This is a genomic window from Psychromonas saccharinae (genome assembly GCF_051201515.1).
In the GTDB taxonomy this organism is placed as follows: Bacteria; Pseudomonadota; Gammaproteobacteria; order Enterobacterales; family Psychromonadaceae; genus Psychromonas.
On record NZ_CP195153.1, the window covers coordinates 1,174,209 to 1,200,248 of the forward strand.

Here is a 26,040-nt window from a genome sequence, read left to right on the forward strand (position 1 = left end):
CATCTAATTTTTAAGGAATTAGTTTTAGAAGTGATTTGAGTAATAAATACGCTAAGTACAACTTAAAATGTGAGGTGACCGAGTATTTTAACTCAGATTAACAGTATATCAATTTTATCTGGTGGTAAAGCCTAAGTAATTTAAAAGCTAAATATATTATTTTAACTTTAAAATTACTTAGGTAATGGTTACATTATTTTGATGGTTTAGTATTTACGTAGGAACCAAATACCAGACCTTCTGCTGTGATGTCAAAACTTGCTTTGATACGCGTATCGTAAGTTGTCATGAATTGCAGCTCTTCAGGAATCATTTCTTTAGAAAAGGCTTCAGACGACAGTGAGCTAAACAGTTTTTTGAAATCAACCGACAGGTCATATATACCATTTTGGCTAGGTTTTTCCGTTGCCAGTGTATCAGCCGCAGCCTTACTTTTCTCGCCGCTATAAATAACTAAGTGATTGCCTTTAATTGCTAATTTCGGATCAATATTCAATTCGGCTGGAATAGGGAAGAGAGTATTAAGCGAAACAGGCTCACCGTTATCGGTAAGTTGTAGTTGCTGTAATTCAGGAGGCATAAACATTTTGATAGAATTCAAAATTTGTAATGGGTTATCAGCAGTGACTGAAATTAATGCATCTACATTATCAATTGAAGGCATATTTTCGGTTTGTTTTAGAGAGTAGTCTAGTAGTGCAAAACCTGCACCTTTAATACCGTTAGCCATGCTTATTCCCATGCCCATCATACCAATAGATGCGCCTGATTGACCGATATTATCTTGAATTTCTGCAAGTGGTTGACAGGTATAAGCGGGGGTTTGTAAATCTTGCCAAATAGACGTTAATGAGTCTGTTAGTTGAGCAGCATCAATGCCAACTCCCATACTTAATATACTGTCTTCCATGTTGCCGATATAATTTGGAATGTATCCTCGGATATTCTGAAGAGCAGTTAAAATAACTTGGTTTTTACTTTCAACAATTGCTGACATTTGTAATGTTGATTGTTCTTTCGTTATTGTCATATCCGTGTAACCGGCAACGGTTTGTGGCCAGTTATTTGCGATACTAGCGAAATCTGTTGCACACTCAGGTGTACGGATTTCGGAAAAAATAGGTTCGTTAAACTCAGTTTCAAGTTTAGTTAATTGACGAGCAAGCTGATTGCCGTCGACCGTTGTTAAGCCTTTGATAATCTCAATATGATTAATAAAGGAAACGCTGGCATTATTGAAATTATGCTTTTTGATAATTTCATCAATTTTTCCAGAAGCAGCCAATGACGCTTTTGCTTCAGTTAAGCCTAATGCTGTCGATAATAGTGATGGCTCACTAAGTGCAGAATTTAAGGTAATTGTTAACCAACCTTTATCTATCGCAATGACAAGCTCAAGGTTAGCCGGATCGCTTTCATCGGTTAATGAGTATGCGCGATAAGTAAGAGATTGCTCTGTACCTTCATGATGCATGAAGCCGGTTTCTTTTTCATTTTTATCAAGTAAATCCCAAATCGCTTGAGGGTTTTCAACTTCGATTTTGATGACCGGTAATAAACCTAATGTATAGAAATAACCACGTGATTTTTCAGGTAATCCAAAGGTTTTAATAAATTGTTCAGGGTTTTGTAATCCCTGTAGATAATCAGAAAAAATATTAGCGAAAAAGTCAATTTTAGGATCATTTTTAGCGTGCAAGTCATCTATCATTTTTTGTTGGTTTGGACTCGCGATAGTTGGTGCTGATGTTAGATAATCTTTAATTGGAAACGGTTCAAGTTGACCCGTAAATAAAGGTGTATCAGCAGGTACATAATTGAGTACATTGTATGCTGTTGTTTGACTTGGCTGCTGCTGTTGGCTAATCATATAAGCGCCAGCACCTGCTGCAGCAATTGCTGCAATTATTATGACTTTTTTCAAGTTATTCTCCGATTATTTTGATAAATAAATTATTGCGTTTTAATATAACGTAAATCTTTTAAATTAAAACCTAAATTAATGTTTTTTTGTAATGTAACAAGTCGTTTTGCGAGTAGTGCATCCTGTTGATGTTGTTGTACTTTTAAAATGCGTTTATCTATTTCTGTTGTATTGGGATGTGATAATAAATTATCCAGACTATTAAATTCTTGTAATAAAGCGAGTGCACCTTTGGCGCCAATACCTTCAACACCTTTTATTCCACTGCTGGAAATACCTGTCATCGCCCAGTAATCTGTGAGTTGAGAGGGAGTTAACTGCATTTTATTTTTAATCCGTAACGGATCGGAATAAATATTTTGGAAGTAATCATAAATTAAAATTTGAGTATCAAGTAATTGGTAAAACCCTTTATCCGTCGACACAATAATGGCACGTTGTTTTTGTTGGGACATTTTATTGGCTAAGGTTGCAATTAGATCGTCCGCTTCATCATCTTCGGTGACTAATGAATCAATACCTATTTCAAAAAAGCGATCTTGAATATTAGAAAGGTTGTTTTTTAAAAACTCAGGAATGGGCTTACGACCTATTTTATAATCTGGGTATAGGTGATGGCGCCAGCTTGGAGCGTGACTGTCAAACACACAAATAGCATGAGTAGGTTGATGCATTTGCAACATTTTTTTTAGTGCATTAACCGACGTAGTTTGTGTGGCAATAAGTGCTTTATCGGTTTGACCATGTTGCTTTTCTTGCACAGCATATATGCGACGTATTAAGTTCATCGCATCAATAATGAGTAGTGTTGATATCATAGTTGTCATTGCTTTTATTTTTTTGCGTTAGAATCAGAAAAAGTGATTACTAATAAGTGCGTTAGTTAATAATTTTATAACAGGGGGTGTATTTACTACCGGGTAATTTCATACGTCCCTGTTCGATAAAGCTTTCTAATAAACGGTCTACATTGCGCATTAATTTTTCTTCACCTTTAATTAAGAAAGGACCATTTTCTTCAATTAATTGAATACTTTCATCTCTAACATTACCGCCAACAATGCCAGAGAAAACACAGCGTAAATTAGCTGCTAATTTTTCTTTAGGCTGATCCGTATGCAATGATAAGTTTGCCATGTTTTCATGATTGACGACAAAAGCACGCTGAAAATCCATATCAATATAGAGTGTCCAATTAAATGAAAAAGCATCGCTAAGTGCGCAACGGTACTGGGTAACCTTATTCATTGATTTTTTCGCAACTTTTGCAACTAATGAAGGATCGTCAATAATTATTTGATAATGGCTTTGCGCTTCTTCGCCTAATGTTTCTCCGATAAATTTATCGATAGCATTGAAATAGGGCTCGCTTTCCTTTGGCCCCGTTAAAATAATTGAAAGAGGGTGATTTTTATTTTGTGGATGGATCATAATACCAAGAATATACAATAATTCTTCGGCAGTGCCTGGGCCTCCTGGAAAAATAATAATACAATGCGCAATCCGAAGAAATGCTTCGAGACGTTTTTCAATATCAGGAAGAATAACTAACTCATTGACAATTGGATTTGGTGGCTCGGCTGCGATAATTCCCGGTTCCGTTAGACCAATATAACGACCATTATGAACACGTTGCTTGGCATGACCGATCGCTGCACCTTTCATTGGCCCCTCCATGGCGCCAGGGCCACAGCCAGTACAAATATTTAATTCTCGTAGCCCTAGTTGGTAACCAACTTCATGTGTGTAGGCAAATTCATGATCTTGAATAGAGTGTCCGCCCCAACAGACGACAACACTCGGTTCAACACCAAGATGAAGAATATTTGCATTTCGCAGGATAGAGAAAATTAAGTTAGTAATATGTTCACTATTATTTTCGACTTGTTCTGGCACGCGTAACTGTTCATTTACATACAAAAGATCACGTAATACAGCAAATAAATGTTCCTGGATCCCTTTTATCAGTGTGCCATCAATAAAGGCTTTTTCCGGTGGGTTTAATAGTTCTAGTTTTACCCCCTTTTGTTGATGGAGTACTTTAATTTCAAAGTTTTTATATTTTTCTAATATTTCTTTACTGCTATCACTATGACTGCCTAAGTTGAGCACTGCGAGGGAACAATTACGGAATAACTGGTAGATTTCAGATTCTGCTGTTTGCTTTAATTGATTAACTTCAAGTTGCGATAATAAAGCCATGCTACCAACTGGGCTAATGTGAGGATTCATGAGAGCTCCTTGAGTTTAATAAATGATAAAATATTATAACAGATTGATTATTAATGGTTTGATTTATAGTCAATTATACAAATGTAATCCGGTTATAAAGGAATATGAAGTTAATAGAAGGAATAAGTATTAATTTAGTGATAAATTTGAATCATTAAGCGAGGGGGAACTAGGAAATAATAAAATTACCTAGTGGGTACTCGTGTTAATAAATGAGGTTAATTAAAATAGCGGGTTTGTGGTAATTATTTTTTATCGTGATAAACGACTTGATCACGCCCATTCTTTTTGGCTTCATAAAGTGCATTATCAGCACGTTCAAAGGCTGTGTCTAAGTCATCACCGTCGACAAAGTCAGTACAACCTATCGATACCGTGATCATAATATTCTCTTTTTTAAATTTAAAGGGAATATTTTTTACTTTATGGCATAACTTATCTAATGCAATTTGCATCTGTTGTTGATTGATCTCTGGCAGTAAAACCGTGAACTCTTCTCCGCCATAACGGGCTAAAAAGTCTACATTTCGCAGTGATTTTTGTAGTGTTTGAGCAACCGCTTTAAGTACTTTATCACCTGCTAGATGGCCAAAGGAATCATTGATTTTTTTGAATTTATCAACGTCGATAATAGCAAGTTTCAATGGATTTTTATAACGTTTACAGCGGTTGAATTCTTGCATTAAACGTTCACTCCAAGCTGCTCGATTAGGCACTTTTGTTAAAAAATCGATATGAAGCTGGCTATTTTGTTTGTTAATCGTGCGTTGATAACCCTTTGTTTCATCCTGTAATTCTTTAATTTCCCTGACCATGCTTTGCAGTTGAAATTGAATCTTTTCTGTTTTCGATTTTTCCTTGGCGACAATCAATTGTTCGATGCTATTAACATAGGCAAAAATATCATTACGCAGATCTTTTATATTTACCGCTTGTTCAGCGTTGTTTTTTAATCTTACTGATTGGCGTTGAATCGTTTTAATGCATTGCTCTTGTTCATCAAAGGAATGTTCTGCTTGTTTTACATTCTTAGAGAAATTGTTGTAAAACTCGGATAAGCTATCATTTAATGTATATAAAAAGTGACGTGATAAACGACGTTCTTCTCGAGTACTATCAATAATAATCGATATTATTGTAATGCAATATTCCGGTAATTTTATCGGATCATCCAACACGGCTATTTTTTGACGAATTTCATCAAGTTGTTTTAAGTAAACTTCGCCAATATCAAGATTGATGATGAGCTCTTGTAATTCATTGCAAGCATCTTCGCACTGATAGTCTTCATCACCATGCTGTTTTTTCGTTGAGTTGCTTAATTCTATGACAACACGCTGATAAATTTTGATTATATTCGTAAGTTCATTATGGAATTCTATGATAGAGCGAGGTTTAACAGGGAGTGTTACTTTGTCTATTTTTTGTTCCGAAGCCGGCGATAAACCATTTAATCGTTGTAATTGTATCTGAGATTGCGAAACAATGAGGCGTCCTTCAGATAATGTTTCTTCTAAAGGATATGCATTTTTATTTAGCTGTTCTAAACATTCTTCAAAAAGTTTATTGGTAGCTTGCTCAGATGGGCTTACTTGTAATTTTTTTAAGAAATGGCTTTGATAGGCATCGAAGTCAGTATTTTGCCTGGCAATTCTTTCAAATGCTTTCTGCAGAAGTTGAATGATTGTTTTTCGCGAATTCATTGAGTCATTGCACCATGTAAAATAACAATTATTATCGAGTTCATTAAATTGTGCAAGATTTCATAGATAAATAGTGTTATTTATCAACATGAGGCCAATGAAATTGGAAATTTTCATGGCTGCTATGAATCTTGACCACTCCTTTATTAATAGCCGATTGTGCAAGTTCCCAGAGATCGCCATTGAGAAATGCCGGTTGTAGGTTCTCAATGGCATATAATTCTACCCAGCTACTTTGTTGTTTTTGTTGTCGAATTTGGCTTGAAGCAAATAGCGCTAAGCTACTTAAGTTTAATGTTTCACTTGGGCTGAGTGCTCGACTTGCATTTTTTAAGAATGGGAATGAAACGATCCCACAGGAAACTGCATCTTCTAATTGCTGTTTTTTACAGAAAACACTAAAAAATAGTTCAATTTCCTGAGCAAAATTACCTGCACTTTCATAGTCCTGTTGTTTCGTAATAAAAAGAATTTGATTACCACGGAACTGAAAAATATCGATATCATTACTAAAACTATTTTGTAATTCCTGCCCAAGCTTTTGTTCAATTTCCATTGCTTTATCTGTACCCAATAGCTCATTGAGTTGTGATAAAAAGGGCACATTAAGTAACGCATAGTAAAGCGGTAAATCATGGTAAATATAATTAAAATGATTGCTTTCAACGTATTGGAAAGGCAGCTTAGTGCGAGGGTGAACTGAAAGGCGTAATTGTGCGGCCTGATGTGCGTGATAAAGTTTTTTATTACGGTTAAGTGCTGAAAAGAATAAAAGACTCATAAAAATTAATAATGTGACGGATGCATAGGTAAAAAGCTGAAAGCGATTTGTTGAAACCTGTAATTCTGCATTTTGAATTTCTAATTGTTTTTGTTGTTCCGTTTTTTCAAGTAGCTGTAATTGTTCACTGATTTGTAATTGTTGTAATTCAAATAGGTTTGCTTTGACTTTATTTTGTAAGGTGTGGAAATTTTTAAAATGAACAATTGCTTGTTGTAAATTACCTGTCGATTCGTAATTTGAAGCGAGCATTTCAAAGGCATTCATACGTAAAATAAGATCGTTTTCGTTAGCCAGCTCAAGTGCTTTTTCAAGTTGTAATATCGCTAATGCAGGATCATTATTGACCATATTTAATCGGGCAAGTAACACCAAACTTTCTGCCTGAAAATGTGGTTTATTTAAATGAGAAAAATGTAAACGTGCATTTTGTAAGTATTTTTGTGCAAGGGCTAAGTTTTCTGTCTTGTCATCTCTATTACTTAAATATGTACGGCCAAGTTCGAGGTAGATACAAGAAAGTAAAAAAGGATTTTTATTGTCCTGAATAATATCTAATGCATTGAATAAATAGATAATAGATTGATTATATTCATTGTCTTGGCGTTTTAATACTGCATGTTCAATTAAACTTGTGACCTGTTTAATGCTGTTATGGGTATTTTGATATAGCTCTATTTGTTGACTGGTAAAGTTAAGAGCGGTCTGAAAACGGTGCTTATTTTGATATATATTGGCAATGGATTGTTTAACTTGTCCGCTCAATTTAATTAAAGCATGTTTGTCTGCTTGTTGGTTCGCCGATAAAAATGCGCTAATGGCTAATTGTGGTTGATTGATTAGGTCATAATATAAACCATAATAATAATCTAACCAGGGAACCAGTTTCTTGTCTTTAAACTTCTGAATTAATATTTTGCTTTGTTCTAAGGCGCGGTAAGCTTCGTGATAATGTTTTATTTTTAATGATAAATGCGCAATCGCTAATTGTATGGTAATAGTTAAATTTGTCGATTTAATCTTAGAGTGCTGCGCCGCTTCGTATAGTTTTTCTAATAAAAAAGCATTAGATAATTGAGGGCGATCTTGTTCTGGAATATTTAAGGCAATCAGTGTCAGTGTTGTAATATCGTTATAAGATTCGCTCGGGTCTTTTAATAGCGGTTGAAGTAGCTTGATCGCATTATTGTAGTCTTCAAGTTGTGCATAACAAAAAGCTTCAAGATGAGCAGGTAAGATGTAAAAGGAAACCGTATTTTCTTCTGTTTCGGGGCCTGTCACTAAGGATTTCTGCTGTAATTTATAACGTGCTACATCGGCAATACATGAAAGTGGATCTTGATAACGCGCATCATATGCTTTTTTTAATGCAGCAGGCACCCTTGAATCAATAAGTTCAATTGCATGGCTTGTTTGGCTGGTCATTAACAGTACTAATGGCCAGAAAAGATAGGTAAATAAACGCATATATTTCATTGAAAATGACTTACTGTCGCAGCAAACGACTATTATTTCTAGCCGAATGTTCTTCTGTACTACGGATCGGGTTGATATCCAAACCACCTCGGCGAGTATAACGGGCATCAACAGAAAGTGACTGTATATCAGTAAACTTCATAATATCGCAATAAATACGTTCTACACATTGTTCATGGAACTCATTATGTTCACGGAAGGATATTAAGTAACGTAATAGTTTTTCTTTATTTAATTGCTTTCCCGTATAACTGATTTGAACACTTCCCCAATCGGGTTGATTAGTGATTAAACAATTCGATTTTAGAAGGTGAGAATATAATGTTTCACTAATAACTTGGCCACCACTAATGTCTTGTAATAATGTCGGTGTTAATTGGTAATTATCAATCTCTATATCTAAATCATCGAGACAGGTGCCTGTTAATGTGCCTAATTTATCTGGAAATTGATCCATTATGCTATTGATTTCGACACTAACTGCTTTATTGGCACATACCGATAGATCGTTAATTAACCTCTTTTCAACTTCCTCCGGGGAGGTAAATTTAGTTTGATTAAAGCTATTTAAATACAGTTTGAATGATTTTGATTCAATTAGATTATCACTGTCGAAGGGGACTTTTACCACCCCCGTTGCAACCATTGGTTTGCCTTTGCTATTTAACCAGGATAATTCATATAAGTTCCAAAGGTCATAACCGACAAAAGGAAGGTTCTCTGCGCTGATATTTAATTCTTGTCGGTTTAAGCTACGTGGCACACCCTGTAATAGGGTTGGGTCATAGTTATTTTTGTATTCTGTTGCTTTTCCAAGGGAAAGATCTTGCAGAGCAAAATTGTCGGTGTTATTAAATTTCTGGGTCATAATGCGCTGCTTCTGTATTTTTTAATCTTTTCGTGTGTACAATTGATCCATTGTAACTAAATTATAGAAAAGTTCGAGAAATGAATAATACAACACAGACACAACTCTTTGCACTATTTGAGCGACAAAAAACATTATGGCAAGGAAAAAATCAATCTTTACCACTTCATCAAGTTGACTCTGACTGGCCTTCTGAATGCTTAATTGGTGATGTTATAAACGGACAAAGTGAATGGCAAGCAATACCAAGAGAGCCATTAGCCGACATGAGTAATATTGAAGCGGCCTTAAAAATACAATTACATCCGAGTATTATTGATTTTTTTTGCAGTGCCTATGCTGATTGCATTCCTTGTTTATTTGAAGATCATCCGATTGATTTGATTCAAGTATGGAATGATGATGATTTTAAACAACTTCAAGAAAATATGATCGCGCATTTCATGATGCAAAAACGTTTAAAACAACCCGCATCGATGTTTATTGCCAGTTGCAGCGATGAAATGCAAATTATTTCAGTTGTGAATGAAACGGGCCAAGTACAATTAGAAAACCTCGGAAAAGGTCAGGAAAGAGTGCTTGCGGAAAGCTTGTCCGATTTTTTAATGCAGCTAACGCCTACTATTAATGAGTAATCATTTTATCTTCGTTGCTATTTAAAATGAATGCTGATTAATATCGGAGCGTTTTTTGTCTAGGTGGTAGATTGTTTAAGCTGATTTTTTGCACATTGAATAGCGATGCAAGCAGTTTGGCAGATACAAGAACAGTAGTAATTATCTTTACAAATATATTGAGTTACTCAATAGAGGGGAGTATTAACTGGTTAAAGAGAGCAAATAATATGTGAAAACAGGGGAGTTCCATTCCCTTATTTGCATTTATTTAAAAACTATTAAATTCGCTAATTAGTCGTTGTCTTGTGTATCAAAGCTGTAGTTAACTTTAACAATCGCGCGGTATTGAATGTCATCACGTGCCACGGCAAATTCTTCTGTTTTTATTTCAGTTTGTTGAATATTAATATTGCGTACTGGGTTCTCAGCGACAATACGAAACTCATGACGCAATGATTTTTGGTCTTCATTTAGTAATTGTTCCGCAATATCATAACCAGCATCTAATGCTTCTGCTTTAGTTGAAAAGCTAGCCGTTGATAAATTTGTATCTTTATTTAATGTAATTGTGTCTGCTAATGCCGAGCCAGTTAGTAATAGTCCGGCTGTTAGTGCGATTAATTTTTTCATGATATTGTCCTTTTTGAATTTTTATTTGTTTATAACGTCATTAAATTATGTAATTAGTCATTGTCTTGTGTATCAAAGCTGTAGTTAACTTTAACAATCGCACGGTATTGAATGTCATCACGTGCCACGGCAAATTCTTCTGTTTTTATTTCAGTTTGTTGAATATTAATATTGCGTACTGAGTTCTCAGCAACAATACGAAACTCTTGACGTAACGATTTTTGGTCTTCATTTAGTAATTGTTCTGCAATATCATAACCAGCATCTAATGCTTCTGCTTTAGTTGAAAAGCTAGCCGTTGTTAAATTTGCATCCTTATGTAACGTAACTGTGTTAGCAAATGCAGAACCAGTAAAAATAAGAGCTGCTGCAATAGTGATTAATTTTTTCATTGTTTGTACCTTTATATGTCATGGTTAATATTATTGAGTGCGAATAGTTTTCTGTGTTCGCTTTACGGAAGGTATTATCAATTTCTATTGGTGTTTGATAAAGGCATTAAATGGCACTTAATTGTTTACAATTTGGCATCAATAAAATGAAATAAAAAATGAGGTCGTAATAAATGTCTTAAATATCAGTGTGTTAATTATTCCGGTTTGAACTCTTGTATCGGTTTTTAGTCTTTAGGTGAGAATGAACACTATTTTTAATTTCCCTGTGTGTAATGAAATAAAAATATAAAAATTGAGTATGTTGGAAGAGTTTGTTATTCAGAGATAAGAGTGGTGCCCGAATTTGTTATTAACAATTATTCGGGCATATGAATAGTAAAAATAATCTATCTGTTATTCTATTAGTTGCACTATTTATTAAGAAATAATGATGGTTAATGATCCCTGGTTTCAACGTTATTATTTAAATTTACAATCGCGCTGTATGTAACTTTGTTGCGATTAACTGCAAATTTCTCGGTTTGAATATCTGTAGTTTTTACGGATAAAAGGCGAGTAATCTCAGATGAGAATACCGCCAACTCTTTACGTAATTCACTTTTTGAGATTGTAGATAAATTACCTACAATCTCATAACCCGTATTCAATGCTTCAGTTTTAGTTGTATCATCGTCATAAATAGCCTTTGCACCACGGTATAATGTCACCGTGTTTGCCATAACAGAGCTTGAAAGCAATAGCCCTGTTGTGATCGTCATTCGCTTTTTCATTGTATTCACCTTTCACGAGATTAAACCAATGTTTGGATACTTAGATTAGTCGTTATCTTTCGTATCAAAGCTGTAATTTACGTTGACGATCGCGCGGTATTTTACATCATCACGGGTACGTGCAAATTCTTCAGTTTTAACTTCTGTGTCGAGAATAGCAATATTGCGTACTGAATTTTCAGCAACGATACGAAACTCATTGCGCAATTCACTCTGGCTATTACCGGAGAGTTGTTCGGTAATATCGAACGCCGCATCAATTGCCGCTGCTTTAGTGTTGTATTCAGCTGTTGAAAGATTGGTTGTTTTATTTATTGTTACCGTGTTTGCAAACGCGGCACTTGTTAGTAAAACGCCAGCTGCAAATGTGATTAATTTTTTCATAATAGTTACCTTTTAATGTTAAATATATCGTTGAATGTATTGACTCTTAATTAGTCATTATCTCGTGTATCAAACTGGTAATTTACGTTGACAATAGCGCGATATTTAACATCATCTCGGGTACGCGCAAATTCTTCAGTTTTAACTTCTGTGTCAAGAATGGCGATATTGCGCACTGAATTCTCAGTAACGATACGAAACTCATTGCGTAATTCACTCTGGCTATTACCGGAGAGTTGTTCGGTAATATCGAACGCCGCATCAATTGCTGCTGCTTTAGTGGTGTACTCCGCCGTTGAAAGATTGGTTGTTTTATTTATTGTTACTGTGTTTGCAAACGCGGTACTTGTTAGTAAAACGCCTGCTGCAAGTGTGATTAACTTTTTCATAATAGTTACCTTTTAATGTTAAATTTTTAGTTGAATATGGGGGGCTTAATTAGTTGTCATCTCGTTGCGTATCGAAACTGTAATTTACCTTCACGATAGCGCGGTACTGTGTTTCATCACGATTAAGTGCAAACTCTTGGGTTTTTACTTTTGTATCGCCAACGGTTACGTGGCGCGCAGTGCCATAAGAATAAACGCTAAGCTCTTTACGTAATTCACTGCTGCTTAATGCTGTTAAATTATCAACAATATCAAATCCTGCATTGACAGCTTCTGCTTTTGTTGCATAGCTTTCCGTTGAAAAACTAGTGTCTTTGTGAAGTGTTACTGTATTAGCAAACGCTGAACCAGTAAGCATAATGCCTGCAGCAAGTGTGATTAATTTTTTCATAGTGATGATCCTTTTTAAGTTATTGATGTCTGTTATTGATTGATGTGTAAATTAGTCGTTATCTTGTGTGTCAAAGCTGTAATTAACTTTAACAATCGCACGGTATTGGATTTCGCCACGGTCCAGTGCAAACTCTTGTGTTTTCACTTCAGTATCATTAACTGATAAGTTACGTGCAAAACCAGTCGTGAACACAGGTAATTCTTTACGTAATTCGTTTTTGTTTAAGGCAGATAAATCATCTACGATATCGAAACCGGCATTAATGGCTTCTGCTTTTGTTGCGAAATTAGCCGACTCAATGTTTGCGTTGCGGTGTAATGTTGTGGTGCTTGCCAATACTGAACTTGAAAGTAAGATACCGGCTGTGATTGCAATTAGTTTTTTCATAATAGAGACCTTTTTAATGTTGATTTGTATTTAATATTTGTTGTTTTTTATTTATAGATTTAATTAGTCGTTGTCTTGTGTATCAAAACTGTAATTAACTTTAACAATTGCGCGGTATTGAATTTCACCACGGTCAAGTGCAAACTCTTGTGTTTTTACTTCAGTGTCATTAAGCGATAAGTTACGTGCAAAACCAGTTGTGAACACTGGTAATTCTTTACGTAATTCGTTCTTGCTTAAGGTCGATAAGTCATCAACGATATCGAAGCCAGCGTTAATTGCTTCTGCTTTTGTTGCGAAATTAGCAGACTCAATATTTGCATTACGGTGTAATGTAGTCGTGTTTGCTAGCACTGAACTTGAAAGTAAGATGCCGGCTGTGATTGCGATTAGTTTTTTCATATGATGTACCTTTTATTAAATTGTTTAATATTAATGAGTGCGAATGTGATGCTGTGTTCGCTTTACGGAAAGTATTATTGATTTCTATTGATGATAGATAAAGGGTGTAAATGCCACGTGATTGTTTACAAATTGGCACCAATAAAATGAAATAAAATTGAAATTGTTATAAATCCTATTTGGATCAGCTAGTTATGTTTTTTGAGCGAGTTGTATTTGCAGGTAAATTGAATGGTAAATCGGTATTGAAATTTATTTAATCGATAAATTTGGGGGTAAATTTAACGTTTTTTATTTATTTGGGCGTTAAAAAGCGCTAAATATTACTTTTTAACTGCGCCTCCTTGGTATAAATGCTCAAAACCAGGGATATTTGATTCCCAAATAGGTACATCTTTACCTAAATAATCTCGAACGGCATCAAAAAACAAGCGAGTTCTAACAGGTAAATCACGGTGCGGGTAGATAGCATAGATGTCATTCAGGTTTTTCAATTTTAAATCGGGCAATAAAGGCACCAATAATCCATCATTAATTTCATTGGTAATAATAAAAGCGGGAATAAATAAGAATGTTGCGCCCGAGAGTGTCTTCTTTAATAGTACATCAGGATCATTCACACTAAACACACTTTTTATTTTTTGTTCGTTGTGGTTACCTTGTTCGTCGATATAACGAATTGTATCGTGCTTTACCGCAAAGCTTGCAAAGATAGAAGCGGGCAATTTCACTAATTCTTCAATACTATTAGGCATACCATAGGTGTCGATAAATTCCGGTGAAGCAACAATCACACTTCGATTGCGTGCAATTTTTCTAGCGATTAAGGACGAGTCTTTAGGTTCTCCAATACGAAAGGCTAGATCCATTCCTTCAGCCACAAGATCAATATAGCTGTCGCTCAGTTGGAGTTCTATTTCAACCTGTGGAAAGCGTTTTTGAAAGTCATTAATAACGTGTATAAGGTAATGTTTCGCAATAACATTTGGCGCTGTTATTTTTAATAATCCTCTTGCTTCTTTATGATAATTTTCTGCAAGCCGAACGGTTTCGCCTAATAAATCCCGTAATTCCTTGGCCTTTCTGAGCATTTCAGCGCCAGCGGCTGTTAATGAAAAAGAGCGTGTCGTTCTATTTAATAGGCGCACACCTAGCTCATCCTCTAGGCGGTTAATTTGTTTGGAAATAACTGAGCGATCAATATTACGATGATCTGCAGCCTTGGTAAAAGAACCTTGCTCTACTACTTCAAGTAACATTAAAAGTCGGCTGGTGGTATCCATAGTATTCCTAAATTTTATTATTGGTGCGATTTTGGCATTAATGTGCGGAAAAATCTAGGCTATTTATACGCAATGTTGTTCCGTATTATTCTTGGATATTATTAAAGGAGTATTACTATGAACAAGCATTTTATTGCAGTGGCGGTAACCGCTGCAAGTTTTACATTAATAGGTTGTGGTGAAGAGCCGACCCAGAAGACGAGTCAAGCCCCTCTTCAAGCAATAGATGTAGCCGAAGTGTTGGTTCAACCAGTTCAGAACTGGCGTACTTATACCTCTCGCTTGGAGTCTCCTGAAGAAGTGTCATTAATGCCTCGTGTATCCGGCGTGATAGAGCGGATTGCTTTTAAAGAAGGAGATAATGTCAAACAAGGGGATTTATTATTTGAACTGGATAATCGTCCTTTTGCTGCCGTTGTTGAGAATCTAGAGGCGCAAGTAAATAGTGCAAAAGCGGCATTGGAACAAGCGCAAAACGAAGCGAAACGAGGATTGCGTTTAACCGAACGTAATGCGATTTCGACTGAACAAGCGGAATCCCGTACGTCATTATTACATCAACGCGAAGCACAGCTTGCTGGATTACGTGCGCAATTGAAATCTGCACAACTTGATTTAGCTTTCACCGCTGTTCGATCGCCAATTGATGGCATTATTTCTCGTGCCAATATTACGAGAGGTAATAATGTGATTGCTGGGCAAAGCATTCTAACTTCTATCGTATCGAACAAATCAATGTATGCCTATTTTGATGTCGATGAACGTACTTGGAATAGTGCTTTTGCCGATGTAACTGCCGATAATCAACAACCTGTCGTAATGCAGCAGTTAGGGCAAGATAATTTTGCCTATGAAGGTTATATAAACTTTATCGATAATCAAATCAATGCGGCTACTGGGACATTGCGTGTGCGCGCTGTGTTTAATGAAGCTGAAGATCAATTACGTGCCGGCTCATTTGTGCGCATTAAGTTAGCGGCTAATGCGGTGACCAATAAAGTGATAATTCCAGAACGCGCTATTGGTACTGATTTAAAAAACCGATTTGTTTTAACCGTTGGTGAAAATAATATTCTTGAATATAAATTAATTGAAGTGGGTGAGCGCTATGGAAAACTACGAGCTGTGACTTCTGGGTTAAAAGAAGGTGACTTGATTGCGGTTAATGGTCCTGCTCGTGTCGGACCTGGCATGCCTATTTCGCCAAATACCGTCACCATTGATAGCAGCGGTGTTGCGTTTACATTAGCACCACTTGAAGATGCAAAATTAACCGCTAAGCAGTAGGGGAACACTGTGAAATTTTCTCATTTTTTTATTGAGCGACCTATATTTGCTGCCATGTTGTCATTGGTTATTTTGATTGCGGGTAGCATTTCTATTTTTCAATTACCCGTGGGTGAATACCCAGAAGTAACACCACCAACCGTTGTCGTAACGGCGAATTATCCGGGGGCAAACCCGACGGTAATAGGACAAACCGTTGCTACGCCACTTGAGCAAGAAATTAATGGTACAGAAAATATGCTGTATATGGCTTCTCAAGCAACCAGCGATGGCCGGATGACATTAACCGTTACATTTGCATTAGGAACTGATCTTGACCGAGCGCAAGTTCAAGTTCAAAACCGGGTTAATAGTGCGTTACCGCGCTTACCTCAAGAGGTACAACGTTTAGGTGTTGTTGCAGAAAAATCATCGCCAGATTTAACCATGGTTGTGCATTTGTATTCACCAGAGAATACCCACGATACGACGTATTTATCTAACTATGCCGACCTTTATGTTAAAGATGAGTTGGCGCGATTAGCAGGGGCGGGAGATGTCCGACTATTTGGTGGAGGACAATACTCAATGCGTGTTTGGTTGAATCCCGATGCCTTAGCAGCACGATCTTTGACGGCAACTGATGTTGTTACAGCATTACGAGCACAAAACCAACAAGTTGCTGCGGGCAGTTTGGGGGCGCAACCCGCTTCTCAAAATAGTGAGTTTCAAATTTTACTTAATGTAAAAGGCCGCCTTGATAATATCGAAGAATTTGAGCAGGTAATTATTAAAGTTGGTGAACAAGGGCAATTAACCCGATTAATCGATGTCGCTCGTGTCGAGTTAGGTCAAGATTCTTACTCATTACGCGCTCTGTTAGATAGCCAACCCGCATTAGCAATTCCGGTATTCCAACGTCCTGGTGCGAATGCTATTGAGTTATCGGATCAAGTGCGTGCCACTATGGCAAGATTATCGAATGATTTTCCGGCAGGCATAGAATACGACATTGTTTATGATCCAACTGTGTTTGTTCGTGATTCAATTGATGCGGTTATCGATACCTTATTAGAAGCTATTATTTTGGTTGTATTGGTGGTTATTGTTTTCCTACAAACATGGCGAGCCTCTATTATTCCGTTAATTGCAGTGCCTATTTCTTTGATTGGTACCTTTGCTGTAATGCAATGGCTAGGCGTGTCGATTAATACCTTGTCATTATTTGGTTTGGTATTAGCGATCGGGATTGTTGTCGATGATGCCATCGTTGTGGTAGAAAATGTTGAACGTAATATTGAACGAGGATTATCTCCGCTTGAAGCAACACGCGTAGCCATGAGTGAAGTCACTGGGCCAATTATTGCGATTGCTTTGGTACTTTGTGCTGTGTTTATTCCAACGGCTTTTATATCCGGATTATCGGGGCAATTCTATAAACAATTTGCCTTAACCATTACTATTTCAACAATTATTTCAGCCTTTAATTCATTGACGCTGTCACCGGCATTATCGGCGTTATTATTGAAACCACATGACAGTAAACCTGATTTTTTAACTCGTATTTTGAATAAATTATTTGGACGATGGTTATTTGTGCCTTTCAATCGTTTATTTGAACGCAGTGCTGAAGGATATAAAAAACTTGTCCAGAAATTAATCCGATTAAGTGTCATCGTCTTAGTGGTTTATATTGCCCTTGTGGGTGGAACAGTGAAATTGTTTGATACGGTACCGGGCGGCTTTATTCCTGCGCAGGACAAACAGTATCTAGTTGCAATGGCACAATTACCCGATGCGGCAAGTTTAGATCGTACTCAATCCGTGGTTGAAGAGATGGAGAAAATTGCATTACAAGTACCGGGTGTTGCACACACCGTAGCTTTCCCTGGCTTATCGGTTAGCGGTTTAACGAATAGTCCAAATAGTGCAATTGTGTTTACTACGCTTGATGGATTTGATGAACGCCATGATCCGAGTTTATCGGCGATGGCGATTGCTGGACAATTAAATCAGAAGTTCTCCGTTATTGACGAGGCGTTTGTGGCTGTTTTTCCACCCCCATCGATTCGCGGATTAGGGACAACAGGTGGATTTAAACTTCAGATAGAAGACCGTGAAAATAAGGGATTTGAGAGCTTGTTTAATAGTTTACAAGCGGTATTGAAGAAAGCGCGTCAAGATCCTGCATTAATGGGGTTATATTCAAGCTTCCGTATTCAAGTACCACAGATGAATATCGATATTGACCGTGAGCAAGCATTAATTCAGGGGATTCCTTTGGATGAAGTGTTTGATTCATTGCAAATTTACTTGGGGTCTATTTATGTTAATGATTTTAATCTGTTTGGCCGAACCTATCAGGTTAATGCGCAAGCTGATGCTGATTTCCGTCAGGATCCTGAGCAAATTCTCAATCTGAAGGTGCGTAATCGCGCTGGTAAAATGGTGCCATTGGGATCGGTATTAACGGTCACGCCGACAACTGGGCCGGATCGTGTGATGCATTATAATGGTTATCCAAGTGCGGAACTTAATGGAAGTGCTGCAACTGGATATAGTTCAGATCAAGCTCAACAAGCGATTGAAAAAATACTCGTGGAAACCCTACCAAGTGGAATGCAATATGAATGGACTGATGTGACTTATCAGCAAATTTTAGCAGGTAATACGATGGTTTACGTTTTCCCATTGGTCGTGTTGTTAGTCTTTATGGTATTAGCTGCGCAGTATGAAAGCCTACGTTTACCCCTGGCGATTATTTTAATTGTCCCGATGACGATATTTTCTGCGTTGCTTGGTGTTTGGCTAGTCGGTGCCGATAATAATATATTTACCCAAATTGCGCTGATTGTACTGGTTGCATTAGCCTCTAAAAATGCCATTTTAATGGTGGAGTTTGCCAGAGACCAAAATAAGCAGGGAATGTCGCATTTAGACGCAGTTATTGCAGCATGTCGATTAAGGTTACGTCCGATACTCATGACCTCGATAGCCTTTACTGCGGGTGTTGTTCCTTTGATACTCGCAACGGGGGCGGGAGCAGAAATGCGTCATGCCATGGGAAATGCTGTGTTTTCTGGGATGATTGGCGTGACCTTCTTTGGGTTGTTATTTACACCGGTGTTTTATATGTTAGTAACGTCGGGATTAACTAAAAAGAAAGTATAAAGAGTGCGAATTTAATCATCTTACCATTATAAGATTTTCGAGTAGGCTGAAGTATTTATTATTCTGTATAATATCAATACTTAATAGATAACGTTAATCAAGGACATTGTTATTGCATCTCTTTATGTTGAACAATGATAATGACCTTGTTAGCTATTTTTATCCATTATTAACAATGGATCATTCGTGTTAAGTTTTCCAAATATAAGTAGAGCGTGAAGATGTCAAATGTATTACAAGGAGAGCGTATACCGCAGGTAATGCGAGCAATTGCGCTAGAAAAGCCAAGTGATAAAATCGATTTAGTCGATATTGAAGTTCCTGTGCCTGAATGTGGTGATAATGAACTTTTGGTAAAAATTGAATCCGTTGGTTTAAATCCAAGAGATGCACAATTTCTTGATAGTGGGTTTTGTGGTCGTTGGGAATTTCCGCATATTCTTGGTCTCGATGCCGTTGGAGTTGTCGTTAAAGCACCTAAAGGCGTGCATCCCAATGTCGGAGAGCGCGTCATGTGGCATGCCGATGTAGAGGAACAAGGTGTATTGTGTGAATATGCTAAAGTGCCTAATTTTGCTGTATCTGTCGTACCCGATGACGTTGATGCCAATGAAGCAGCAACGTTACCAAGTGCAGGAATGGCGGCAATTATTGCGATCACTAAAGTCCATTTAATTGAAGGTTTTACTATTTTTGTTGAATCCGGTGCCGGCGCGGTGGGGCAGTTTGCTATTCAACTTGCCAAACAAGCTGGCGCTGATGTATTTACCACCGCTTCGAAACGCAATCATGCCTTAGTTAAAAGATTAGGTGCCGATGTTGTGTTTGATTACAAAGAAAAAAATCTTTGTCAGAAATTAAATCGTGAATTGGGCTCACAAGGGTTTGATGCGGTGATTGATTCAGTGGGTGGTGAGTCAACTATCCGAAATATTCGTTTGATGCGATTCTGTGGACGTATTGCTTGTTTGAAACCATTACCTGTTTTTGAGGACTATATTCTATATAAGAAAGCGCCCAATATCAGTGTTGTGTCCCTTGATGGCGCTTGGATTTCAAAAAGTTTATGCGCACAACAAAAAATGGGCTTTATGGGTAATTCGTTACTTGAAAGTGTCGCGAGTGGCGATATTAAAGTACCTAAAATTAGCCTCGTTGAGTTTAATGCGAAAAGTATAACTGCGGCCCTAGAAAAACAACTTGCTGGTGGCTTTACAGGTAAGCAAATTGTTCAGGTGAGTTGGTAATATACAGTGGTGACCCATAGGAAAAACCTAGAGGCAAACATCTTCGTTGTTATAAAGTCTTGATTTAATCCGTTAGAACTCACTTTATACCTAGAATCTGTTCACCTCTATGTTGGCTGATTTTTGCATCCTGAAGGGCAATGGATATCTAGCCATAAAAAATGAATGTAGGTTGTTTTAGTTTTTATTGTTGCTCGCTTACGACGGGCGTTACGTAAGCTTTTGTTCCCCACAAGGGTACCGTCGATAAACTGTGTTTAAAGCTACCCGATGTTTCTTTAGTACTATAGGAAACATACATTAAGGTTTGGTTTTCAGGATCAAAAATGCGGCGGATTTTCATGGTTTTAAAGAAGATACTTTTAGATTTTTTAAAGACTATATCACCAGATTTTGATTTATCTATTGCAGCAATCATTTCAGGCGTAATTTCGCCAGTTTGACGACAGGCGATGGAGGAGTCCGATGGGTCCGATAAGCTTAAGTCGGCTTCAATACTGGCAACATGGCAAGTTACGCCGGTAACGATAGGGTCAACGAGCATATTTAGTTTAATATCTTTGGTGGTAAAGATGCCAAGACTAACATCGCCGACTTCATCATCGGAACAACCTACCAGTAATCCGGCCATGCAAATGGTTAATAATAATTTTTTCATTCCGTTTATCCTTATTTTTTGAAGTCCCATGATAAATTTGAAACTAGCTGGCATTGGTCACATTTAAAATCAAAGATATCAAACAGTGGCTCAGGGAGTTTCCAATCTCCTCCACAGCTTGGACATTTACGATCTTGCTCCGTTTGTAAACTCGTACCTGCAACGCGATACAGATAATAATAGGTTGGTACTTTTGTGATGTATTGAATTCTTTTACAGAGATTGATACCACGATAATAGAGTTTGCTATCAATTTCACCTATTTCTTTCAATGCTGAACTAGACACTGCCGAACCATTCATTTGTAATTCATCGCAGTTAACCCATTCTTCTTGCCATTTTATCGCACTTTTACGATCGCCATTACTAATCGCTTCTGGTGTTCGGTAGAGTGGGATAGGCGCTAGTGTTTCACCGCATCGTAATGGTGAACAGGTATCTAAAAAAGTGGTATATAACACCTGCCAACTTGGTTGAAAATCACGCGCACATTCGAGCGAGTTTAAATCTTCGCCAATGGTTTTTATTTTGGGTGCAAGTAATCCAGCCGTTGTGAGTTTATCTAATGCATGTGTTACCTGTGGACTATTAAATATAGCCTGTAAGCTATTTTCTTCAGGACAAACTAAACGGGTGACAAACCAACCTTCAAACATTGCGATTGGAAATTCTCTGCCAAGAATCTGACCATTGTAACGGAGCATATCAAAGTAATTATTAATTGCTCTTTCTACGTCTGCATAATGGGTATTTTGATAGCATTCAAATGTAAGTTCTTTAATAAACACGTTATTTTTATCTTCTGTTATAAATAGACAATCCAATTAGCATTGGTCGTAAATTGTTTAATTGAGTGTATTTGGATCTTCAAAAGTACGGTAAACCGGTAATTCAAATCGAGGTCGTTTAAGGCCACTCAGGTATAATCGCCCTTGGTAGCAGTTGTCGTTATCGCTGCTGAATTCAAAAACAAAGCTTGCCTGAAGAAAATCCTTGCCTAATTGATAGTTAAATTGTGAGCGAGCAACGGACAGTAATTGCAGATCTAATTTGGCGCAATGTGCGGTTATCATCTCCTTTGCGAGTTCAGATTGCTGACGAAGCTTCCAAAAAAGGGAACCGACGGTAACCGATAAGAGAATAAATAAAAGATCTGTCATTTAGGTTGTCCTAGTCATTTTTTACACCACTAAATAAGGTGCCAATGGCCTGTGATAGTGCAGGAGAGCGTACCGTTAAGCGTAGTTGCTTAAGGACTTTTTCACGCAATGAAGGAATTGCTACTAAATCAATAAATAATTCACTAAACAATGATTGATGATGATTGGCTAAGGATTCAAAAAAACGATTTAACAGTGTTTCATCTTCGAGAAGGTGCCATAAACGACCTGCAATGCTGATATACCAATATTCGTTATAGATTAAATCCGACGAGAATTGTTGTTCAACTAATGCTTTAGTTATCCCTTCTGCAGGGGCGCTGGATAGCGCACGTAATAATAAAATAGCCGTTTCTTGGTTATTTTTTTGTAACTCAATATTGGCTTTTTTTGCAATTTCATTGGCTAGTTCGGTGTTTATTTTTGTTTGGTTTTCTAAGCATAACGCCAATGAATGCAATGGTTGTGTCGGTAAATTGGGTAGCGCATTAATAATATGCTGTTGATTATCGTCGTGGTCTAAACGAGCCGCTAAATCAGCAATGCCTTGAATTCCTAAGGCTTGCCACTCATCCCAGTCCATTTGTCCGGAAAAATAATTGACAGCATCCTGATAAAAAGAGGAAGGAGGACGGATAAAACTATTATTAATAGCGGCATTAAAAATGGCTAGTTTTTCAACATTTGGTTTAAATATAAATGGATTACTGGCAAGTCGTTCTTGTTGCTCTTTGGTAATCGTTGCGGTTAAGTCTTCACCGATTGCTTCAATAACCATTTTTATAAACCCCGTTTGTGCTTGAATACTCACAAAACCTTGCTCATCAATTGGCATTTTTAAAAACCAAATAAAATGCGCTTGATGGTTACTTTGCCAAAACGTGATCGCCATAAAAGCATGTTGTTGCACCGGGTATGGATAGGGTTGTTCGTTGTGCTCAATCTTTTTAAAGTCCATATTGGTTATTTTAGTGACTTTTCTACCAAGATCGTAAATTCTATATTGGCATTGAGAGTGAGCTAAAAAGTCAGTTAAGGTGTTTATATTCATAGTAAACTTTATTCGATTATTGATAGTTGAAAAGTGATTATACCTGAAAATAAGCAGGAGTTTATATACACGTTCTTTACTGAGTTTTGCATCTTTAATGGTGATCGGTATATATTAGCGGCCTAAATTGAAGAGGAACCGATGCCAGATAATCAATCCGAATTAAAAAAACGCCGTTTATTATTGCAGTTAATTAATCAATTAGAAGATGAATTACGATTACAAAATTTATGGGACTCGCAAAAACCCAGCGATGAAGCACTTAATAGTCAAGTTCCCTTTGCAATCGATAGTTTAACTTTTGCGCAATGGTTACAATTTATATTTATCAATAAAATGACTTATTTGTTGCAATTTTCGTTGCCACTACCCGATGCGATATCTGTTTTACCAATGGCTGAAGAGTCTTTTAAAATGGAGTCTATTGATGGGGCTAAGATGCTTCATATTATTGAACGTATTGATCTTTTAATTAGTGAAACCTAAACAATGAATGAAATTAATGAGTTAGACAACGAACAAACACCGGAACTACCGAATATCAGTCCTGATTTAGAAATATTATATCAAGATGATTATTTAGTGGCCGTTAATAAACCCTCTGGGTTGTTAGTACATCGAAGTTGGCTTGATCCCCATGCGACTGAATTTGCTTTACAGAAAGTACGTAATCAAATTGGTAAGTTCGTCTACCCGGTACATCGTTTAGATCGTCCGACATCGGGTGTTTTATTGTTTGCCTTGGATAAAGAAACGGCGAATAAGATAAGTGAACAATTTATTGCTCATACAACTAAAAAACGTTATTTAGCCATTGTTCGAGGGCATTTAGGGAATGGCGAATTAGATTATCCATTAAAGGAAAAACTCGATAAAATTGCGGATAAGAAGGCACAACAGGATAAACCTGCACAGGATGCTTTTACCGAATATACTTGTTTACAACAAACAGAATTGCCAATTGCGGTGCGCCCTTATGATTCGTCGCGTTATAGTCTGATGGCGTTAATTCCTAAAACGGGCCGTAAGCATCAATTACGTCGTCATATGGCGCATTTACGCCATCCGATTATTGGTGATACATCCCACGGTGACGGTAAGCATAATGCTATGTTTCGCGATAATTTAGATTGTCAGCGTTTGTTATTACATGCAATTTACCTTTCCATTACACACCCTGTTTCCAATACATTAGTTGAAATCCATGCCCCCCTCGATACCAGTTTTAAGCAGGTTTTAGTTAATTTAAAGATGAATTTAAATTTCTGACAAAGATGTCATTTATGGGTTTGTTTCTAGTCATCTAGTAGGGCGTATTATTACTTCATAGCAAACAGAGAGCCTGAATGGTTCTTTGTGATAATAATAAGACGATTTATTAAGAGGATTTTGAAATGAAAAAAATTACTACGGTATTATTAGGCGCTTCAGCAATTATGTTAAGTGCGAGTTCATTCGCTAATGTTGGTAGCCAAACATTTAAAACTGAAACAGTAGACAGTAAAGATGCAGCTTATTCTCTTGGACTTGGACAATTACAACAATTGAAGTCTGAAACGGGTTATCAATTAAGCCATGATTTATCCACACCTGCAGATACATACAAAGAAAAAAATAGTATTGAATTAAACGATGGTGCTTATGTGACGGTTCAAGAGTCAATGAATGAGCAAGGCGATATTGTTTATAATGGATTAGTTAATGTAACTTACCACTATGTAGATGATCATAATCATCAAGATTAATACTGCTTTTATGTTTGATTGATTGTAAAAATACGGATCCAGTTTAAGAGGCAACGGAAAATATGTCGCACTTAAGCTGGATTTTCCATTCTGAAATGGTCATCGCGATATAGTTATTCTTTTACATGCTTATGCACTTAACTCAGGTAAAGCAGACAAAGAATTAAAATTATTAAAAATGCACCACAGAGGATACCGAGTTAAAAGAGAAAAGCACAAGATAAAGTTTATCACATATTGTTTTAGTCTTTTCTCCGTGTAGAGTACAGCATCTCTGTTAATGAATGCGAACCGAAACACAGTGTCGCAGTTACATGAAGTGTACGTTATATTGCTTTCAAGCTTTTTACAAAAAAAGCCTGAGTAATCTGCAGAAGCATGTTCTTTTATTTATTTTGGTTTGAGGTTATTTGCTGCTGAATAAAAGTGACAACATTATCATTCAGATTGGCTTTGGATAAATAATTTGAACCGTTCCTTTTAAGTGTTAATAACAGTCCTTTTTCTGTTTCATCTATATGGCTGATATCATCCCATTTTAGTTCACTATTAATATAAAGGCTTTTTGTGGTAATGCCTTTATCATCAATGGTTAAGGAGATGGTATTCCCCGCATTCTTACTCCAAAATTGCCTTGTTACCCACCAGCCTTTGCGATAGTAAAAACTTAAATATTCAACCGTTGCCAATGCAATTAGAAAAAAAGCTAAATGATTTTGTTGATCGGTAAATATAAGCAGTGTTATGCCTGCAATAATTAATAAACTAATTAATTTTATTCTTGGCGTTTGATTTTTTGAGAAAGGCTGTGACTGATCGTAACACTCTTCTAGGTGTTGGCGGTCGAGTATGAATTCAGATTCAAAGTGCATTATGTTCCTTAAGATGAATGAGTAAACATACAGTCACATCCGATATGGATTGTTCGTTTATGTTTGGAAAAATGAATATATATGTCTCACTGTTTATCGTTTTTAATACGAGTTAGAGAGATAAGCCTATTATGCCTGATTAATGTGAGTAACTCCTTAATATCATTTTATCGTGTTTATAAGCATTTATTTACTTCATTGAGGCCGTGACAATTATTTTATTTCTTAGCATAAA

The 26,040-nt window shown here is 36.7% G+C and carries 27 protein-coding genes; 7 read left to right on the forward strand and 20 right to left on the reverse strand.

The features are described 5' to 3' along the window. Positions 1-193: 193 nt before the first annotated feature. From ACR30L_RS05195 to queF, 6 genes are all read right to left on the reverse strand, one after another. Positions 194-1,924, reverse strand: coding sequence for a hypothetical protein (locus ACR30L_RS05195; RefSeq protein WP_435236972.1), 1,731 nt, complete (start codon positions 1,922-1,924; stop codon positions 194-196). A gap of 29 nt (positions 1,925-1,953) precedes the next feature. Beyond that, a complete protein-coding gene (gene xni, locus ACR30L_RS05200) occupies positions 1,954-2,742 on the reverse strand; it encodes a flap endonuclease Xni (RefSeq protein ID WP_435236973.1) in 789 nt (262 codons plus the stop codon). Between the two features lie 61 nt (positions 2,743-2,803). Continuing rightward, the gene (gene ppnN, locus ACR30L_RS05205; protein WP_435236974.1) at positions 2,804-4,156 is read right to left on the reverse strand and encodes a nucleotide 5'-monophosphate nucleosidase PpnN; all 1,353 of its coding nucleotides are present in this window, start codon (positions 4,154-4,156) and stop codon (positions 2,804-2,806) included. 245 nt (positions 4,157-4,401) lie between these two features. Next, entirely contained in the window at positions 4,402-5,859 is a 1,458-nt protein-coding gene (locus tag ACR30L_RS05210; protein WP_435236975.1) for a GGDEF domain-containing protein, read from the reverse strand. 76 nt (positions 5,860-5,935) lie between these two features. Further along, positions 5,936-8,107, reverse strand: coding sequence for a GGDEF domain-containing protein (locus tag ACR30L_RS05215; RefSeq protein ID WP_435236976.1), 2,172 nt, complete (start codon positions 8,105-8,107; stop codon positions 5,936-5,938). Positions 8,108-8,126: 19 nt separating this feature from the next. Beyond that, positions 8,127-8,984: an NADPH-dependent 7-cyano-7-deazaguanine reductase QueF gene (gene queF, locus ACR30L_RS05220; protein WP_435236977.1), complete on the reverse strand. Its 858-nt coding sequence runs from the start codon at positions 8,982-8,984 to the stop codon at positions 8,127-8,129. A gap of 80 nt (positions 8,985-9,064) precedes the next feature. Between queF and syd the strand changes: the two genes are divergently transcribed. Beyond that, a complete protein-coding gene (gene syd, locus ACR30L_RS05225; RefSeq protein WP_435236978.1) occupies positions 9,065-9,619 on the forward strand; it encodes a SecY-interacting protein in 555 nt (184 codons plus the stop codon). 273 nt (positions 9,620-9,892) lie between these two features. Here the strand turns inward: syd and ACR30L_RS05230 are convergent, their stop codons facing one another. From ACR30L_RS05230 to ACR30L_RS05270, 9 genes are all read right to left on the reverse strand, one after another. Continuing rightward, on the reverse strand, positions 9,893-10,231 hold the full coding sequence (locus ACR30L_RS05230) for a DUF3316 domain-containing protein (protein ID WP_435236979.1): 339 nt from the start codon (positions 10,229-10,231) through the stop codon (positions 9,893-9,895). Positions 10,232-10,284: 53 nt separating this feature from the next. Then, entirely contained in the window at positions 10,285-10,623 is a 339-nt protein-coding gene (locus ACR30L_RS05235) for a DUF3316 domain-containing protein (protein ID WP_435236980.1), read from the reverse strand. A gap of 437 nt (positions 10,624-11,060) precedes the next feature. Beyond that, on the reverse strand, positions 11,061-11,396 hold the full coding sequence (locus ACR30L_RS05240; protein ID WP_435236981.1) for a DUF3316 domain-containing protein: 336 nt from the start codon (positions 11,394-11,396) through the stop codon (positions 11,061-11,063). A 45-nt stretch (positions 11,397-11,441) separates the two neighbouring features. Next, positions 11,442-11,780 carry a DUF3316 domain-containing protein gene (locus ACR30L_RS05245; protein ID WP_435236982.1) on the reverse strand — a complete coding sequence of 113 codons (339 nt, stop codon included), beginning with the start codon at positions 11,778-11,780 and terminating at the stop codon, positions 11,442-11,444. Between the two features lie 50 nt (positions 11,781-11,830). After that, positions 11,831-12,169, reverse strand: a complete 339-nt coding sequence (locus ACR30L_RS05250) for a DUF3316 domain-containing protein (RefSeq protein ID WP_435236983.1) — start codon at positions 12,167-12,169, stop codon at positions 11,831-11,833. Positions 12,170-12,218: 49 nt separating this feature from the next. Next, entirely contained in the window at positions 12,219-12,560 is a 342-nt protein-coding gene (locus ACR30L_RS05255) for a DUF3316 domain-containing protein (protein ID WP_435236984.1), read from the reverse strand. A gap of 51 nt (positions 12,561-12,611) precedes the next feature. Then, positions 12,612-12,950 carry a DUF3316 domain-containing protein gene (locus ACR30L_RS05260; protein WP_435236985.1) on the reverse strand — a complete coding sequence of 113 codons (339 nt, stop codon included), beginning with the start codon at positions 12,948-12,950 and terminating at the stop codon, positions 12,612-12,614. Between the two features lie 63 nt (positions 12,951-13,013). Continuing rightward, positions 13,014-13,352 (reverse strand): DUF3316 domain-containing protein, encoded by a 339-nt coding sequence (locus ACR30L_RS05265; RefSeq protein ID WP_435236986.1) that lies wholly within the window; start codon positions 13,350-13,352, stop codon positions 13,014-13,016. 323 nt (positions 13,353-13,675) lie between these two features. Beyond that, positions 13,676-14,635, reverse strand: a complete 960-nt coding sequence (locus ACR30L_RS05270) for a LysR family transcriptional regulator (RefSeq protein ID WP_435236987.1) — start codon at positions 14,633-14,635, stop codon at positions 13,676-13,678. 117 nt (positions 14,636-14,752) lie between these two features. Here ACR30L_RS05270 and ACR30L_RS05275 point away from each other — a divergent pair, with 117 nt between their 5' ends. The 3 genes from ACR30L_RS05275 (at position 14,753) to ACR30L_RS05285 (ending at position 20,319) form a co-directional block, all read left to right on the forward strand. Further along, the gene (locus ACR30L_RS05275) at positions 14,753-15,922 is read left to right on the forward strand and encodes an efflux RND transporter periplasmic adaptor subunit (protein WP_435236988.1); all 1,170 of its coding nucleotides are present in this window, start codon (positions 14,753-14,755) and stop codon (positions 15,920-15,922) included. Positions 15,923-15,931: 9 nt separating this feature from the next. Then, positions 15,932-19,072: an efflux RND transporter permease subunit gene (locus tag ACR30L_RS05280; RefSeq protein WP_435236989.1), complete on the forward strand. Its 3,141-nt coding sequence runs from the start codon at positions 15,932-15,934 to the stop codon at positions 19,070-19,072. A gap of 221 nt (positions 19,073-19,293) precedes the next feature. Continuing rightward, on the forward strand, positions 19,294-20,319 hold the full coding sequence (locus tag ACR30L_RS05285) for a zinc-binding dehydrogenase (protein WP_435236990.1): 1,026 nt from the start codon (positions 19,294-19,296) through the stop codon (positions 20,317-20,319). Positions 20,320-20,503: 184 nt separating this feature from the next. Here the strand turns inward: ACR30L_RS05285 and ACR30L_RS05290 are convergent, their stop codons facing one another. Genes ACR30L_RS05290 through ACR30L_RS05305 form a run of 4 tightly spaced genes read right to left on the reverse strand, consistent with a single transcriptional unit; the run spans position 20,504 to position 23,188 of the window. Next, positions 20,504-20,977 carry a CreA family protein gene (locus tag ACR30L_RS05290; protein ID WP_435236991.1) on the reverse strand — a complete coding sequence of 158 codons (474 nt, stop codon included), beginning with the start codon at positions 20,975-20,977 and terminating at the stop codon, positions 20,504-20,506. A gap of 11 nt (positions 20,978-20,988) precedes the next feature. After that, positions 20,989-21,765: a Zn-ribbon-containing protein gene (locus ACR30L_RS05295; RefSeq protein WP_435236992.1), complete on the reverse strand. Its 777-nt coding sequence runs from the start codon at positions 21,763-21,765 to the stop codon at positions 20,989-20,991. 57 nt (positions 21,766-21,822) lie between these two features. Beyond that, a complete protein-coding gene (locus ACR30L_RS05300) occupies positions 21,823-22,137 on the reverse strand; it encodes a DUF3301 domain-containing protein (RefSeq protein WP_435236993.1) in 315 nt (104 codons plus the stop codon). A 10-nt stretch (positions 22,138-22,147) separates the two neighbouring features. After that, on the reverse strand, positions 22,148-23,188 hold the full coding sequence (locus ACR30L_RS05305; RefSeq protein ID WP_435236994.1) for a DUF3549 family protein: 1,041 nt from the start codon (positions 23,186-23,188) through the stop codon (positions 22,148-22,150). Positions 23,189-23,329: 141 nt separating this feature from the next. Between ACR30L_RS05305 and ACR30L_RS05310 the strand changes: the two genes are divergently transcribed. The 3 genes from ACR30L_RS05310 (at position 23,330) to ACR30L_RS05320 (ending at position 24,933) form a co-directional block, all read left to right on the forward strand. After that, on the forward strand, positions 23,330-23,674 hold the full coding sequence (locus ACR30L_RS05310; RefSeq protein ID WP_435236995.1) for a YqcC family protein: 345 nt from the start codon (positions 23,330-23,332) through the stop codon (positions 23,672-23,674). A 3-nt stretch (positions 23,675-23,677) separates the two neighbouring features. Further along, complete coding sequence (gene truC, locus ACR30L_RS05315; RefSeq protein WP_435236996.1) at positions 23,678-24,457, forward strand: tRNA pseudouridine(65) synthase TruC; 780 nt, start codon at positions 23,678-23,680, stop codon at positions 24,455-24,457. A gap of 125 nt (positions 24,458-24,582) precedes the next feature. Continuing rightward, positions 24,583-24,933: a DUF3316 domain-containing protein gene (locus ACR30L_RS05320; protein ID WP_435236997.1), complete on the forward strand. Its 351-nt coding sequence runs from the start codon at positions 24,583-24,585 to the stop codon at positions 24,931-24,933. Between the two features lie 386 nt (positions 24,934-25,319). On the opposite strand, the gene ACR30L_RS05325 is transcribed toward ACR30L_RS05320, so the two are convergent. Beyond that, entirely contained in the window at positions 25,320-25,805 is a 486-nt protein-coding gene (locus ACR30L_RS05325) for a YcxB family protein (RefSeq protein WP_435236998.1), read from the reverse strand. Between the last annotated feature and the right edge of the window lie 235 nt (positions 25,806-26,040).

Bases quoted from the DNA above. Each gene is read 5' to 3' on its own strand.
- xni (WP_435236973.1), bottom strand. From the start codon at position 2,742: ATGATATCAACACTACTCATTATTGATGCGATGAACTTAATACGTCGC.
- ppnN (WP_435236974.1), bottom strand. From the start codon at position 4,156: ATGAATCCTCACATTAGCCCAGTTGGTAGCATGGCTTTATTATCGCAA.
- ACR30L_RS05210 (WP_435236975.1), bottom strand. From the start codon at position 5,859: ATGAATTCGCGAAAAACAATCATTCAACTTCTGCAGAAAGCATTTGAA.
- ACR30L_RS05215 (WP_435236976.1), bottom strand. From the start codon at position 8,107: ATGCGTTTATTTACCTATCTTTTCTGGCCATTAGTACTGTTAATGACC.
- queF (WP_435236977.1), bottom strand. From the start codon at position 8,984: ATGACCCAGAAATTTAATAACACCGACAATTTTGCTCTGCAAGATCTT.
- syd (WP_435236978.1), top strand. From the start codon at position 9,065: ATGAATAATACAACACAGACACAACTCTTTGCACTATTTGAGCGACAA.
- ACR30L_RS05230 (WP_435236979.1), bottom strand. From the start codon at position 10,231: ATGAAAAAATTAATCGCACTAACAGCCGGACTATTACTAACTGGCTCG.
- ACR30L_RS05235 (WP_435236980.1), bottom strand. From the start codon at position 10,623: ATGAAAAAATTAATCACTATTGCAGCAGCTCTTATTTTTACTGGTTCT.
- ACR30L_RS05240 (WP_435236981.1), bottom strand. From the start codon at position 11,396: ATGAAAAAGCGAATGACGATCACAACAGGGCTATTGCTTTCAAGCTCT.
- ACR30L_RS05245 (WP_435236982.1), bottom strand. From the start codon at position 11,780: ATGAAAAAATTAATCACATTTGCAGCTGGCGTTTTACTAACAAGTGCC.
- ACR30L_RS05250 (WP_435236983.1), bottom strand. From the start codon at position 12,169: ATGAAAAAGTTAATCACACTTGCAGCAGGCGTTTTACTAACAAGTACC.
- ACR30L_RS05255 (WP_435236984.1), bottom strand. From the start codon at position 12,560: ATGAAAAAATTAATCACACTTGCTGCAGGCATTATGCTTACTGGTTCA.
- ACR30L_RS05260 (WP_435236985.1), bottom strand. From the start codon at position 12,950: ATGAAAAAACTAATTGCAATCACAGCCGGTATCTTACTTTCAAGTTCA.
- ACR30L_RS05265 (WP_435236986.1), bottom strand. From the start codon at position 13,352: ATGAAAAAACTAATCGCAATCACAGCCGGCATCTTACTTTCAAGTTCA.
- ACR30L_RS05270 (WP_435236987.1), bottom strand. From the start codon at position 14,635: ATGGATACCACCAGCCGACTTTTAATGTTACTTGAAGTAGTAGAGCAA.
- ACR30L_RS05275 (WP_435236988.1), top strand. From the start codon at position 14,753: ATGAACAAGCATTTTATTGCAGTGGCGGTAACCGCTGCAAGTTTTACA.
- ACR30L_RS05285 (WP_435236990.1), top strand. From the start codon at position 19,294: ATGTCAAATGTATTACAAGGAGAGCGTATACCGCAGGTAATGCGAGCA.
- ACR30L_RS05290 (WP_435236991.1), bottom strand. From the start codon at position 20,977: ATGAAAAAATTATTATTAACCATTTGCATGGCCGGATTACTGGTAGGT.
- ACR30L_RS05300 (WP_435236993.1), bottom strand. From the start codon at position 22,137: ATGACAGATCTTTTATTTATTCTCTTATCGGTTACCGTCGGTTCCCTT.
- ACR30L_RS05305 (WP_435236994.1), bottom strand. From the start codon at position 23,188: ATGAATATAAACACCTTAACTGACTTTTTAGCTCACTCTCAATGCCAA.
- ACR30L_RS05310 (WP_435236995.1), top strand. From the start codon at position 23,330: ATGCCAGATAATCAATCCGAATTAAAAAAACGCCGTTTATTATTGCAG.
- truC (WP_435236996.1), top strand. From the start codon at position 23,678: ATGAATGAAATTAATGAGTTAGACAACGAACAAACACCGGAACTACCG.
- ACR30L_RS05320 (WP_435236997.1), top strand. From the start codon at position 24,583: ATGAAAAAAATTACTACGGTATTATTAGGCGCTTCAGCAATTATGTTA.
- ACR30L_RS05325 (WP_435236998.1), bottom strand. From the start codon at position 25,805: ATGCACTTTGAATCTGAATTCATACTCGACCGCCAACACCTAGAAGAG.